This is a genomic window from Pseudomonas asiatica (assembly GCF_009932335.1).
Taxonomy (GTDB): Bacteria; Pseudomonadota; Gammaproteobacteria; order Pseudomonadales; family Pseudomonadaceae; genus Aquipseudomonas; species Aquipseudomonas asiatica.
On record NZ_BLJF01000002.1, the window covers coordinates 537837 to 552167 of the forward strand.

At 59.8% G+C, this 14331-nt stretch carries 9 protein-coding genes and 2 rRNA genes; 10 read left to right on the forward strand and 1 reads right to left on the reverse strand.

The genetic code is table 11. The features are described from left to right. Positions 1-219: 219 nt before the first annotated feature. The 5 genes from GYA95_RS21865 to GYA95_RS21885 all read left to right on the forward strand — a co-directional run bounded on the left by GYA95_RS21865 (position 220) and on the right by GYA95_RS21885 (position 7179). Positions 220-3111 (forward strand): 23S ribosomal RNA (locus GYA95_RS21865). Between the two features lie 131 nt (positions 3112-3242). After that, positions 3243-3358 (forward strand): 5S ribosomal RNA (gene rrf, locus GYA95_RS21870). A 258-nt stretch (positions 3359-3616) separates the two neighbouring features. After that, positions 3617-4276, forward strand: coding sequence for a paraquat-inducible protein A (locus tag GYA95_RS21875; protein ID WP_013970746.1), 660 nt, complete (start codon positions 3617-3619; stop codon positions 4274-4276). After that, complete coding sequence (locus GYA95_RS21880; RefSeq protein WP_015268842.1) at positions 4263-4886, forward strand: paraquat-inducible protein A; 624 nt, start codon at positions 4263-4265, stop codon at positions 4884-4886. Before GYA95_RS21875 ends, GYA95_RS21880 begins: the two co-directional genes overlap by 14 nt. Further along, a complete protein-coding gene (locus GYA95_RS21885) occupies positions 4879-7179 on the forward strand; it encodes a PqiB family protein (protein ID WP_015268843.1) in 2301 nt (766 codons plus the stop codon). The genes GYA95_RS21880 and GYA95_RS21885 overlap by 8 nt, the downstream gene beginning before the upstream one ends. Positions 7180-7427: 248 nt before the next feature. Here GYA95_RS21885 and rpsT read toward each other — a convergent pair whose 3' ends face one another. After that, complete coding sequence (gene rpsT, locus GYA95_RS21890; RefSeq protein WP_003247625.1) at positions 7428-7706, reverse strand: 30S ribosomal protein S20; 279 nt, start codon at positions 7704-7706, stop codon at positions 7428-7430. Positions 7707-7956: 250 nt separating this feature from the next. On the opposite strand from rpsT, the gene murJ reads away from it, so the two are divergent. From murJ to GYA95_RS21915, 5 genes are all read left to right on the forward strand, one after another. After that, positions 7957-9495, forward strand: coding sequence for a murein biosynthesis integral membrane protein MurJ (gene murJ / locus GYA95_RS21895; protein WP_015268845.1), 1539 nt, complete (start codon positions 7957-7959; stop codon positions 9493-9495). Positions 9496-9613: 118 nt separating this feature from the next. Next, a complete protein-coding gene (ribF, locus tag GYA95_RS21900) occupies positions 9614-10564 on the forward strand; it encodes a bifunctional riboflavin kinase/FAD synthetase (RefSeq protein ID WP_015268846.1) in 951 nt (316 codons plus the stop codon). Beyond that, positions 10561-13392, forward strand: coding sequence for an isoleucine--tRNA ligase (ileS, locus tag GYA95_RS21905; RefSeq protein WP_015268847.1), 2832 nt, complete (start codon positions 10561-10563; stop codon positions 13390-13392). The genes ribF and ileS overlap by 4 nt, the downstream gene beginning before the upstream one ends. Continuing rightward, entirely contained in the window at positions 13385-13900 is a 516-nt protein-coding gene (lspA, locus tag GYA95_RS21910) for a signal peptidase II (protein WP_003258216.1), read from the forward strand. The genes ileS and lspA overlap by 8 nt, the downstream gene beginning before the upstream one ends. Next, positions 13893-14330: an FKBP-type peptidyl-prolyl cis-trans isomerase gene (locus GYA95_RS21915; RefSeq protein ID WP_015268848.1), complete on the forward strand. Its 438-nt coding sequence runs from the start codon at positions 13893-13895 to the stop codon at positions 14328-14330. Before lspA ends, GYA95_RS21915 begins: the two co-directional genes overlap by 8 nt. Position 14331 lies beyond the last annotated feature (1 nt).

A 14331-nucleotide genomic window follows, 5' to 3' on the forward strand; every position in this document is an offset into this window, starting at 1 on the left:
TCAAACTCAGAAATGAACATTCGCATCGAATGTTGATTTCTGACTTTTGTCAGATCGTTCTTTAAAAATTCGGATATGTGATAGATATAGACTGATGGCCAGTTTCACTGCTGGTTAATCAGGCTAAGGTAAAATTTGTGAGTTCTGCTCGAAAGAGCAACATGCGAATTTTCGGCGAATGTCGTCTTCACAGTATAACCAGATTGCTTGGGGTTATATGGTCAAGTGAAGAAGCGCATACGGTGGATGCCTTGGCAGTCAGAGGCGATGAAAGACGTGGTAGCCTGCGATAAGCTTTGGGGAGTCGGCAAACAGACTGTGATCCAGAGATCTCTGAATGGGGGAACCCACTCAGCATAAGCTGAGTATCTTGTACTGAATACATAGGTGCAAGAGGCGAACCAGGGGAACTGAAACATCTAAGTACCCTGAGGAAAAGAAATCAACCGAGATTCCCTTAGTAGTGGCGAGCGAACGGGGACCAGCCCTTAAGTTGATTTGAGATTAGTGGAACGCTCTGGAAAGTGCGGCCATAGTGGGTGATAGCCCCGTACACGAAAATCTCTTGTCAATGAAATCGAGTAGGACGGAGCACGAGAAACTTTGTCTGAATATGGGGGGACCATCCTCCAAGGCTAAATACTACTGACTGACCGATAGTGAACCAGTACCGTGAGGGAAAGGCGAAAAGAACCCCGGAGAGGGGAGTGAAATAGAACCTGAAACCGTATGCGTACAAGCAGTGGGAGCCTACTTTGTTAGGTGACTGCGTACCTTTTGTATAATGGGTCAGCGACTTATATTCAGTGGCGAGCTTAACCGAATAGGGGAGGCGTAGCGAAAGCGAGTCTTAATAGGGCGTTTAGTCGCTGGGTATAGACCCGAAACCGGGCGATCTATCCATGGGCAGGTTGAAGGTTAGGTAACACTGACTGGAGGACCGAACCGACTACCGTTGAAAAGTTAGCGGATGACCTGTGGATCGGAGTGAAAGGCTAATCAAGCTCGGAGATAGCTGGTTCTCCTCGAAAGCTATTTAGGTAGCGCCTCATGTATCACTCCAGGGGGTAGAGCACTGTTTCGGCTAGGGGGTCATCCCGACTTACCAAACCGATGCAAACTCCGAATACCTGGAAGTGCCGAGCATGGGAGACACACGGCGGGTGCTAACGTCCGTCGTGAAAAGGGAAACAACCCAGACCGTCAGCTAAGGTCCCAAAGTCATGGTTAAGTGGGAAACGATGTGGGAAGGCTTAGACAGCTAGGAGGTTGGCTTAGAAGCAGCCACCCTTTAAAGAAAGCGTAATAGCTCACTAGTCGAGTCGGCCTGCGCGGAAGATGTAACGGGGCTCAAACCATGCACCGAAGCTACGGGTGTCATCTTTGATGACGCGGTAGAGGAGCGTTCTGTAAGCCTGTGAAGGTGAGTTGAGAAGCTTGCTGGAGGTATCAGAAGTGCGAATGCTGACATGAGTAACGACAATGCGAGTGAAAAACTCGCACGCCGAAAGACCAAGGTTTCCTGCGCAACGTTAATCGACGCAGGGTTAGTCGGTCCCTAAGGCGAGGCTGAAAAGCGTAGTCGATGGAAAACAGGTTAATATTCCTGTACTTCCAGTTATTGCGATGGAGGGACGGAGAAGGTTAGGCCAGCCTGGCGTTGGTTGTCCAGGTTTAAGGTGGTAGGCTGAAATCTTAGGCAAATCCGGGATTTCAAGGCCGAGAGCTGATGACGAGTTGCCTTTAGGCGACGAAGTGGTTGATACCATGCTTCCAAGAAAAGCTCCTAAGCTTCAGATAACTGGGAACCGTACCCCAAACCGACACAGGTGGTTAGGTAGAGAATACCAAGGCGCTTGAGAGAACTCGGGTGAAGGAACTAGGCAAAATGGCACCGTAACTTCGGGAGAAGGTGCGCCGGCGAGGGTGAAGGACTTGCTCCGTAAGCCCATGCCGGTCGAAGATACCAGGCCGCTGCGACTGTTTATTAAAAACACAGCACTCTGCAAACACGAAAGTGGACGTATAGGGTGTGACGCCTGCCCGGTGCCGGAAGGTTAATTGATGGGGTTAGCGCAAGCGAAGCTCTTGATCGAAGCCCCGGTAAACGGCGGCCGTAACTATAACGGTCCTAAGGTAGCGAAATTCCTTGTCGGGTAAGTTCCGACCTGCACGAATGGCGTAACGATGGCGGCGCTGTCTCCACCCGAGACTCAGTGAAATTGAAATCGCTGTGAAGATGCAGTGTATCCGCGGCTAGACGGAAAGACCCCGTGAACCTTTACTATAGCTTTGCACTGGACTTTGAATTTGCTTGTGTAGGATAGGTGGGAGGCTTTGAAGTGGGGACGCCAGTTCTCATGGAGCCATCCTTGAAATACCACCCTGGCAACTTTGAGGTTCTAACTCAGGTCCGTTATCCGGATCGAGGACAGTGTATGGTGGGTAGTTTGACTGGGGCGGTCTCCTCCCAAAGAGTAACGGAGGAGTACGAAGGTGCGCTCAGACCGGTCGGAAATCGGTCGTAGAGTATAAAGGCAAAAGCGCGCTTGACTGCGAGACAAACACGTCGAGCAGGTACGAAAGTAGGTCTTAGTGATCCGGTGGTTCTGTATGGAAGGGCCATCGCTCAACGGATAAAAGGTACTCCGGGGATAACAGGCTGATACCGCCCAAGAGTTCATATCGACGGCGGTGTTTGGCACCTCGATGTCGGCTCATCACATCCTGGGGCTGAAGCCGGTCCCAAGGGTATGGCTGTTCGCCATTTAAAGTGGTACGCGAGCTGGGTTTAGAACGTCGTGAGACAGTTCGGTCCCTATCTGCCGTGGACGTTTGAGATTTGAGAGGGGCTGCTCCTAGTACGAGAGGACCGGAGTGGACGAACCTCTGGTGTTCCGGTTGTCACGCCAGTGGCATTGCCGGGTAGCTATGTTCGGAAGAGATAACCGCTGAAAGCATCTAAGCGGGAAACTTGCCTCAAGATGAGATCTCACTGGGATCTTGAATCCCCTAAAGGGCCGTCGAAGACTACGACGTTGATAGGTTGGGTGTGTAAGCGCTGTGAGGCGTTGAGCTAACCAATACTAATTGCCCGTGAGGCTTGACCATATAACACCCAAGCAATTTGCTAGCGCAGATTGCGGTGGTGAAGACGAAACAACCGAAAGTTCGCAACATCACAAATATCGCATATCCGAATTCGCTGGGCTGTCCATCTGGACATTCTGGCAACAGAATTTCTTGACGACCATAGAGCATTGGAACCACCTGATCCCATCCCGAACTCAGCAGTGAAACGATGCATCGCCGATGGTAGTGTGGGGTTTCCCCATGTGAGAGTAGGTCATCGTCAAGATTCATTTCGCAAAACCCCTATCTGCACATGCAGGTAGGGGTTTTGTCTTTGTGGCGCAAAAATTCCCGGGCATACGCAGTCCCTGTGGGAGCGGGTTCACCCGCGAAGCAGACGACCCGGTGTATGGCACCGGCTTCGCCGGTGTTCGCGGCGGTTCGACGCCTCGACTCGCCCGCACTGGTCTCCGTTCGATCGTCGCCTCCCACAATTCGAGCCAGAACACTAGAATAGGCCCACGCACCTATTCAGAAGCGCTATATGCCCAATCCTGTCGAACCTGAAACCCTGGCCCAGTTGCCGTTGGACGAGCTTGTCGCCTGTCATGAATGTGACCTGCTGCTGCGCAAGCCCGTGCTCCAGCATGATGAGAAAGCCCAATGCCCGCGCTGCGGCTATGAGCTGTACGCCCATCGGCACAATGTGGTCAACCGCAGCCTGGCCCTGGTGCTCACCGCCTTGCTGCTGTTTGTGCCTGCCAATTTCCTGCCGATCATGCAGCTGCACCTGCTTGGCCAGACATCGGACGATACCGTCTGGAGCGGCGTGCTGGGCCTGTACAACTCGGAAATGCGCGGTGTGGCCGTCGTGGTTTTCCTGTGCAGTATGGCCATCCCTTTGGCAAAACTGCTCTGTCAGCTGGTCGTGCTCTTGAGTATCCGTCTGAACGTGGGGCGTAGTTTCGGCCTGCTGTTCTACCGCATCTATCACCACTTGCGTGACTGGGGCATGCTCGAGGTCTATTTCATGGGCGTGCTGGTAGCCATCGTCAAGCTGGTGGACCTGGCCGAGCTGACGGTAGGCCTGGGGCTGTTCTGCTTCATCAGCCTGTTATTGATCCAGGTGTGGCTCGAGGTGGTGATGTCACCGCACCAGATCTGGAGTGCGCTATCAGGGGAGGACCTGCATGCGGGCGATTGATGCAGGCATTCTTGTCTGCAATGAATGTCACGAGCTGAACCGGCAACAGCCAGACAGCACTTCACAAACCTGTACACGCTGCGGTGCCATCGTGCATGCCCGTCGGCCGAACAGCATCGCGCGTACCTGGGCGCTGCTGATTGCCGCGTCGATCCTGTACATCCCGGCCAACATGCTGCCGATCATGACCGTGAGCACCCTGGGCCAAGGCAGCCCCGACACGATCATGTCCGGTGTCATCACCTTGCTCAAGCATGGCATGGTGCCCATTGCTGCCGTGGTGTTCATTGCCAGTATCCTGGTGCCCACGTTCAAACTGGTGGGCATCGGCTTGCTGTTGTACTCCGTTCAGCGTCGTCAGCCGCTTTCGGCACGGCAACGGATATTGATGTACCGCTTCATCGAATTCATTGGGCGCTGGTCCATGCTCGATATCTTTGTCATCGCCATCCTGGTGGCGGTGGTGAATTTCGGCCGAATAGCCAGTGTCGAAGCCAACCTGGGCGCTGTCGCCTTTGCAACTGTGGTGATCCTGACAATGCTTGCCGCTTTAACTTTCGATCCCCGACTGATTTGGGATAACACGGAGTCGGATGACGACCATGAGTGACCTGCCAACGGCTAAAACCCGCCCAGCCTCGAACTGGTCGGCCATATGGATCCTGCCTTTGATCGCCTTGATGATCGGTGGCTGGCTTGCGTGGCAGGCTTACCGTGATGCCGGTGTGGAAATTGAAGTCCGCTTCGAGTCGGGTGAGGGTATCGTCGCCAACAAGACCGAGGTGATCTACAAGGGCATGCCGGTTGGCAAGGTCAAGAGCCTGGTGCTCGACGCCAAGGGTGAGAACCAGGGGGTGATCGCCACCATCGAGATGAACAAGGCTGCCGAGCCGCATCTGACCAAAGGCACGCGTTTCTGGCTGGTGAAGCCGAGCGTCAGCCTGGCGGGTATTTCCGGCCTGGAAACTCTGGTGTCAGGCAACTACATCGCCGTCAGCCCAGGGGAGGGGGAGCGCACCAAACGTTTTACTGCCTTGAAGGTTGCGCCGCCGCTGTCGGACACCGAGCCGGGCCTGCACCTTACCCTCAAGGCTGAGCGGCTTGGGTCGCTCAACCGTGACAGCCCGGTGTTCTACAAGCAGATCCAGGTTGGCCGGGTAAAAAGCTACCGCCTGTCCGAGGACCAGAGCACTGTCGAGATAAAGGTCTTCATCGAGCCGGCCTATGCCAGCCTGGTGCGCAAGCACACGCGTTTCTGGAATGCCAGCGGCGTCAGCATCGATGCCTCGCTGTCGGGCGTGAAAGTGCGTAGTGAATCGCTGTCGAGCATTGTCGCCGGTGGTATCGCCTTTGCCACGCCGGAACACCGCAAGGACAGTCCACCCACCGACTCGAACCTGCCGTTCCGTCTGTATGAGGACTTTGATGCGGCCCAGGCCGGTATCCGGGTGAAGGTGAAATTGAGCGATTACGAGGGCCTGCAGGCGGGCCGTACACCGGTCATGTACAAGGGCATCCAGGTAGGCTCGCTGAAAGCCCTGACAATGGCAGACAACCTGGCCAGTGCCTCGGCCGAGCTTACGCTGGACCCGTTGGCCGAGGATTACCTGGTCGAGGGCACGCAGTTCTGGGTGGTAAAGCCGTCGATTTCTCTGGCGGGTATCACCGGCCTGGAGGCGCTGGTAAAGGGTAACTACATTGCCATTCGCCCTGGTGAAAAGGGCGCGCGGCCCGAGCGCGAGTTCGAAGCCCGCGCCAAGGCGCCTCCGCTCGACCTCAAGGCACCAGGCCTGCACATGGTGCTGTTCGCCGACACCCTGGGTTCGCTGGAAGTCGGTAGCCCGGTCATGTACCGCCAGGTGAAGGTGGGTAGCGTGCAGAGCTACCAGTTCGCCCGCAACAGCAACCGCATCCTGATCGGTGTGCATATCGAGAAGGAATACGAAAAGCTGGTCAACGGTTCGTCGCGCTTCTGGAATGTCAGTGGCATCACCCTGACGGGCGGCCTGTCGGGCATCAAGATCAAGAGTGAATCACTGCAAACCCTGATGGCCGGTGGTATCGCGTTCGACACGCCACGGCCCGATGTGCCGCTCAAACGCCACATCCCACGCTTCCGCCTGCATGACAGCCAGGAGGCGGTCAACCGCGCAGGAACGTTGATCACCATTCGTGTGGACCGTGCTGACGGCCTCAAGCCAGGCACGGCGATCCGCTTCCGTGGCCTGGATGTGGGCAGCATCGAGAGCGTCGACCTGACCGATGACCTGCAGGCGGTGCTGCTGCGGGCGCGCATTACCGAAGCGGCGGACCGTATCGCCCGCGTCGGTACGCAGTTCTGGGTGGTCAAGCCAGCCTTTGGCCTGGTGCGCACGCAGAACCTCGACACTCTGGTGGGTGGGCAGTACCTGGAAGTGCAGCCGGCTGCCAAGGACCGTGGCCCGCAGCGCGATTTCATCGCCTTGGCCGACGCCCCGCAGGTGGCAGGGCCTGAAGTCGGGCTGCCGTTGACGCTGAGCGCTCCGCGCCGTGGCTCGATCAAGCCGGGCGTGCCGGTGACCTACCGTGAGGTTGCGGTGGGCAAGGTGACGGGCTTCGAGCTGGGCCAGAGCGCTGACCGCGTGTTGATCCATATCCTGATCGAACCGCGCTATGCGGCCCTGGTGCGCAGCGGCAGCCGCTTCTGGAACAGCAGCGGCTTCGGTTTCGACTGGGGGCTGGTCAAGGGGGTTACGGTGCGTACCGAGTCGGTGGAGACCATGATCGACGGCGGTATCGCCTTCGCCACGCCGGATGGCGAGCAGATGGGCAACCCGGCACGGCCGCAGCAGACGTTCGCCTTGTTCGACAAGGCCGAGGATGAATGGCTGCAGTGGGCGCCGAAGATTCAGATTGCCAAGTGATGTGGAGGCAGGGCTGCCAAGTGCAGCCTTGCGCTTTTCCGTAGGAGCAGCCTTGTGCTGCGAATGGGCTGCGTAGCAGCCCCGACAATGTCCGCTGCCAGCTGAAGCCTGGGGCTGCTATGCAGCCCATTCGCAGCACAAGGCTGCTCCTACAAAAAGCCGATCGTAATCAACTGGGCGGGATGCTTGCACAAATCGCAGGCAACAAAAAACCGACCCTAGGGTCGGTTTTTCGACTAGCGCGTCGCTTAGGCAGCTGCAGCTTCTTTCAGCGCCTTGATGTGGCCATTCAGACGGCCTTTGTGACGAGCAGCCTTGTTCTTGTGGATGATGCCCTTGTCGGCCATACGGTCGATTACAGGCACAGCCAGAACGTAAGCGGCTTGCGCTTTTTCGGCGTCTTTTGCGTCGATGGCTTTAACTACATTCTTGATGTAGGTACGGACCATGGAACGCAGGCTGGCGTTGTGGCTGCGACGCTTCTCAGCCTGTTTTGCACGTTTCTTGGCGGAAGGTGTGTTGGCCACCGTCGAGCTCCTCGAAAGACTTTAGGTAAATAGCAAACAAAATAGGCCGCGAATCATGCCGATCAGTCGAACGGATGTCAAGGCCACCTGCAAGGTTCCGCCGAGCGGTGCGCCAACAAGAGGGAAATATTCCTTTCTGCTGCGCGACCTGTAAACTCGGGAATTTTTGGCTCCCCTGCGAAGGCGCGGGAGTATCGCACATTCGGACGCTGTCTGGCAGCGTCCTCTGCCCTTGGCGTGAATCTTTTCGATGAACCTGCTCAAATCCCTGGCTGCGGTAAGCTCGATCACCATGATTTCCCGGGTGCTAGGCTTTGTCCGCGACACCATCCTGGCGCGTGTTTTCGGCGCCGGCATCGCCACCGATGCTTTCTTCATCGCCTTCAAGCTGCCCAACCTGCTGCGGCGCATCTTCGCCGAGGGCGCGTTTTCTCAGGCCTTCGTGCCGATCCTGGCCGAATACAAGACCCAGCAAGGCGAGGAGGCGACCCGCACCTTCGTCGCCTATGTCAGTGGCCTGCTGACCTTGGTTCTGGCGCTGGTGACCGCCATCGGCATCCTGGCGGCGCCATGGGTGGTGTGGGCGACCGCCCCAGGCTTTGTCGACAGTGCCGAAAAGTACGAACTGACCACCGCCCTGTTGCGGGTGACTTTTCCTTATATATTGCTGATCTCGCTGTCCTCCCTGGCCGGGGCAATCCTCAATACCTGGAACCGTTTCTCGGTGCCGGCCTTTACCCCGACCTTGCTGAATGTGGCGATGATTGCCTTCGCCGTGCTGCTCACGCCGTATTTCGACCCGCCCATCATGGCCCTGGCATGGGGCGTGCTGGCCGGTGGCCTGGCACAGTTGCTGTACCAGCTGCCAGCGCTGAAGAAGATCGGCATGCTCGTGCTGCCACGCCTGAACCTGCGTGATGCCGGCGTGTGGCGGGTGCTCAAGCAGATGCTGCCAGCGATCCTCGGGGTGTCGGTGAGTCAGATCTCGCTGATCATCAACACCATCTTCGCCTCCTTCCTGGTAGCCGGCTCGGTGTCGTGGATGTACTACGCCGACCGCCTCATGGAGCTGCCTTCCGGTGTACTGGGCGTGGCCCTGGGCACCATACTGCTGCCGACCCTGGCCAAGACCTACGCCAACAAGGACCGCGAGGAGTACTCACGGATCCTCGACTGGGGCCTGCGCCTGTGTTTCCTGCTGGTGCTGCCCTGCACCCTGGCCCTGGCCATCCTCGCCGAGCCTTTGACCGTGGCGCTGTTCCAGTACGGCAAGTTCACTGCCGTCGACGCAGCCATGACCCAGAAGGCGCTGATCGCCTATTCGGTGGGCTTGCTGGCGATCATTCTGGTCAAGGTACTGGCACCGGGCTTCTATGCGCAGCAGAATATCCGTACACCGGTGAAGATCGCGGTATTCACCCTGGTCTGCACCCAACTGTTCAACCTGGCCCTGATCGGGCCGCTCGCGCATGCCGGCCTGGCCCTGGCGATCAGCCTGGGGGCCTGCCTGAACGCCGGCCTGCTGTTCTGGAAACTGCGCAGTCAGCAGCTGTTTCAGCCGCAACCAGGCTGGGCGATATTCCTGCTCAAGCTGTTGCTGGCGGTGGGGCTGATGTCGGCGGTGTTGCTGGCCGGCATGCATTATCTGCCAGCCTGGGAACAGGGCAACATGCTCGAGCGCCTGGTGCGCCTGGGGGCTCTGGTACTGGCGGGCGTCGTGACCTATTTCGGCTGCCTGTACCTGTGCGGCTTCCGGCCTCGGCATTTCGCCCGCAAGGCCTTGCACTGAGGCATCGGGCGGGTCAGGCGTCGGTTTTTCGCATTCCACGCCGCCCTTGGGCGCTGCTGCCTGTCACCGGCGCCCGGGTGTGGTTATAATCGGCCACTTTATGAGCAAGAAGCGCGTTATGCAGCTGGTTCGAGGTCTTCACAACCTGCGCCCCGAGCACCGGGGCTGTGTCGCCACCATTGGCAACTTCGACGGGGTTCACCGCGGCCACCAGGCTATCCTGGCGCGCCTGCGCGAGCGCGGCCAGGCCTTGGGCCTGCCGACCTGCGTGGTCATCTTCGAACCGCAACCACGCGAGTACTTCGCCCCCGACACCGCGCCGGCCCGCCTGGCCCGGCTGCGCGACAAGATCGAGCTGCTGGCGGCCGAGGGTATCGACCGGGTGCTGTGCCTGGCATTCAACCAGCGCCTGAGCAATCTCGGCGCCGATGCCTTCGTCAAGGCCATCCTGGTCGACGGCCTGGGTGTACGCCACCTCGAAGTGGGCGATGACTTCCGCTTCGGCTGCGACCGCGCCGGCGACTTCGCCTTCCTGGTCGAGGCCGGCAAGCAGTACGGCTTCACCGTCGAGGCTGCCAACACGGTGATCCAGGACGGCCTGCGGGTCAGCAGCACCGAAGTGCGCAAGGCCCTGTCCGAAGGCAACTTCGAGCTGGCCGAGCACCTGCTGGGCCGCCCATACCGCATCAGCGGCCGCGTGCTGCATGGCCAGAAGCTGGCCCGCCAGCTCGGCACACCTACCGCCAACATCCAGCTCAAGCGCCGCCGCGTGCCGCTGTCCGGGGTCTACCTGGCCAGCATCGAAATCGACGGCAAGGCCTGGCCGGGTGTCGGCAATATCGGCGTGCGCCCCACCGTTGCCGGTGACGGGCGCCCGCACCTGGAGATTCATCTGCTGGACTATGCCGGCGACCTTTACGGCCGGCGCCTGACGGTGGAGTTCCACCACAAGCTGCGTGAAGAGCAGCGATTCGCCTCCCTGGAGGCGCTGAAGTCGGCGATCGATGCGGATATCGCCGCCGCACGTGCACATTGGCACGCTCAACCGCTAACGAAGAGCCTGAAATGACCGACTACAAAGCCACGCTTAACCTTCCGGACACCGCCTTCCCCATGAAGGCCGGCCTGCCTCAGCGCGAACCGCAGATCCTGCAGCGCTGGGACAGCATTGGCCTGTACCAGAAGCTGCGCGAAATTGGCAAGGATCGTCCCAAGTTCGTCCTGCACGACGGCCCGCCCTATGCCAACGGCAAGATTCATATCGGTCATGCGCTGAACAAGATCCTCAAGGACATGATCGTCCGTTCCAAGACCCTGGCCGGCTTCGATGCGCCGTATGTGCCGGGCTGGGACTGCCATGGCCTGCCGATCGAGCACAAGGTCGAGGTCACCCACGGCAAGCACCTGTCCGCCGACCGCACTCGCGAGCTGTGCCGCGAGTACGCCGCCGAGCAGATCGAGGGGCAGAAGACCGAGTTCATCCGCCTGGGCGTGCTGGGTGACTGGGACAACCCGTACAAGACCATGAACTTTGCCAACGAGGCCGGCGAAATCCGCGCCCTGGCCGAGATGGTCAAGCAAGGCTTCGTGTTCAAGGGCCTGAAGCCTGTGAACTGGTGCTTCGATTGCGGTTCGGCCCTGGCCGAGGCCGAAGTCGAGTACGCCGACAAGAAATCGCAGACCATCGACGTTGCCTTCCCGGTAGCCGATGACGCCAAGCTGGCTACTGCCTTCGGTCTGGCTTCGCTGGCCAAGCCGGCTGCCATCGTGATCTGGACCACCACCCCGTGGACTATCCCGGCCAACCAGGCGCTGAACATCCACCCGGAGTTCAAGTACGCCCTGGTCGACACCGGCGAGCGTCTGCTGGTTCTGGCCGAAGAGCTGGTCGAGTCGTGCCTCAAGCGCTACAGCCTGGAAGGCTCGGTCATCGCCACCGCCCAGGGTTCGGCACTGGAACTGATCAACTTCCGCCACCCGTTCTATGACCGCCTGTCGCCAATCTACCTGGCTGACTACGTCGAGCTGGGCGCCGGTACCGGCGTGGTGCACTCCTCGCCAGCCTACGGTGAAGACGACTTCGTCACCTGCAAGCGCTACGGCATGGTCAACGACGACATCCTCACCCCGGTGCAGAGCAACGGCGTGTATGTGGACTCGCTGCCATTCTTCGGCGGCCAGTTCATCTGGAAGGCCAACCCGGCCATCGTCGAGAAGCTGAGCGAAGTCGGCGCGCTGATGCACACCGAAACCATCAGCCACAGCTACATGCACTGCTGGCGCCACAAGACCCCGCTGATCTACCGCGCCACCGCGCAGTGGTTCGTGGGTATGGACAAGCAGCCGACCACCGGCGAGCCGCTGCGTGAGCGCGCACTTAAAGCCATCGAAGACACCAAGTTCGTCCCGGCCTGGGGCCAGGCGCGCCTGCATTCGATGATCGCCAACCGCCCGGACTGGTGCATCTCCCGACAGCGCAACTGGGGTGTACCGATCCCGTTCTTCCTGCACAAGCAGACCGGCGAGCTGCACCCACGCACCGTCGAGCTGATGGAAGCAGTGGCCAAGCGCGTCGAACAGGAAGGCATCGAGGCCTGGTTCAAGCTGGACGCCGCCGAACTGCTGGGCGCTGAAGCCGAGCAGTACGACAAGATCACCGACACCCTCGACGTGTGGTTCGACTCGGGTACCACCCACTGGCACGTGCTGCGTGGCTCGCATGACATCGGCCACGCCACCGGCCCGCGTGCCGACCTGTACCTGGAAGGTTCCGACCAGCACCGCGGCTGGTTCCACTCGTCCTTGCTGACCGGTTGCGCCATCGACGGCCACGCGCCGTACCGCGAGCTGCTGACCCACGGCTTCACCGTGGACGAGAACGGCCGCAAGATGTCCAAGTCGCTGGGCAACACCATCGAGCCGGAGAAGGTCAACAACACCCTGGGTGCCGATATCCTGCGCCTGTGGGTTGCCGCTACCGACTATTCCGGTGAAATGGCCGTTTCCGAGCAGATCCTGCAGCGCAGCGCCGACGCCTACCGCCGTATCCGCAACACTGCACGCTTCCTGCTCTCCAACCTGTCCGGCTTCGACCCGGCCCGCGACCTGCTGGCCCCGGAAGACATGCTGGCGCTGGACCGCTGGGCGGTTGACCGCACCCTGCTGCTGCAACGCGAGCTGGAAGAGCACTACAGCGAGTACCGTTTCTGGAACGTCTACTCCAAGGTGCACAACTTCTGCGTGCAGGAACTGGGCGGCTTCTACCTCGACATCATCAAGGACCGCCAGTACACCACCGGCGCCAACAGTGTCGCTCGCCGCTCCTGCCAGACCGCGCTCTACCACATCAGCGAGGCGCTGGTGCGCTGGATCGCGCCGATCCTGGCGTTTACCGCCGACGAAATCTGGCAGTACCTGCCAGGCGAGCGCAACGAGTCGGTAATGCTCAACGGCTGGTACGAAGGCCTGAGCGAGCTGCCGGAAGGTACCGAACTGGACCGCGCCTACTGGGACCGCGTGATGGCCGTCAAGGCATCGGTCAACAAGGAGCTGGAAAACCAGCGTACCGCCAAGGTCATCGGCGGCAACCTGCAGGCCGAAGTCACCCTGTACGCCGACGAAGGCCTGAGCGCCGACCTGGGCAAGCTGGGCGACGAACTGCGCTTCGTGCTGATCACCTCGGCTGCCAGCGTGGTGCCATTCGCGCAAGCGCCGGCCGAAGCGGTGGCCACCGAAGTCGAAGGCCTCAAGCTGCAAGTGGTCAAGTCCGGCCACACCAAGTGCGGCCGTTGCTGGCACTTCCGCGCCGACGTCGGCAGCCACCCGGAGCACCCGGAAATCTGCGGCCGTTGCGTCGACAACCTGAGCGGTTCCGGCGAGGTGCGCCACTATGCCTAACCCTGTAGCGGGGCGCTTCGGGCGCCTTGCATGGCTTTGGCTGAGCCTGGTGGTACTGGTCCTCGACCAGGCCACCAAGCTGTATTTCAACAATGCCCTGACCATGTACCAGCAGGTTGTCGTCATCCCTGACTACTTCAGCTGGACCCTGGCCTACAACACCGGCGCGGCGTTCAGCTTCCTGGCTGAAAGCTCCGGCTGGCAGCGCTGGCTGTTTGCCCTGATCGCCGTGGTGGTCAGTGCCGTGCTGGTAGTGTGGCTCAAGCGCCTGGGGCGCAACGAGACCTGGCTGGCCGTGGCGCTGGCGCTGGTGCTGGGTGGCGCGATCGGCAACCTGTACGACCGCGTCGTGCTCGGCCATGTGGTCGACTTCATCCTGGTGCACTGGCAGAACCGCCATTACTTCCCGGCCTTCAACCTGGCCGACAGCGCCATCACCGTTGGTGCGGTGATGCTGGCGCTGGATATGTTCAAGAGCAAGAAGTCCGAGGATCCGGTCCATGACTGACACCCGTATCGGCCAGAACACCGAAGTCACCCTGCACTTCGCGCTGCACCTGGAAAACGGCGACACCGTCGACAGCACGTTCGACAAGGCCCCGGCCACCTTGAAGGTTGGCGATGGCAACCTGCTGCCAGGGTTCGAGAACGCCCTGTTCGGCTTCAAGGGCGGCGACAAGCGTACCGTCGTGGTGGCCCCGGAGAACGCATTCGGCCAGCCAAACCCGCAGAACGTGCAAGTCATGCCGCGGTCCCAGTTCGAGGGCATGGAGTTGTCCGAAGGGCTGTTGATCATCTTCAACGACGCCGCCAACACCGAGCTGCCGGGTGTGGTCAAAGCGTTCGATGACGACCAGGTGACCATCGACTTCAATCACCCATTGGCTGGCAAGACCCTGACCTTCGAGGTGGAGATCCTCGAGGTGAAGGCCCTGTAAG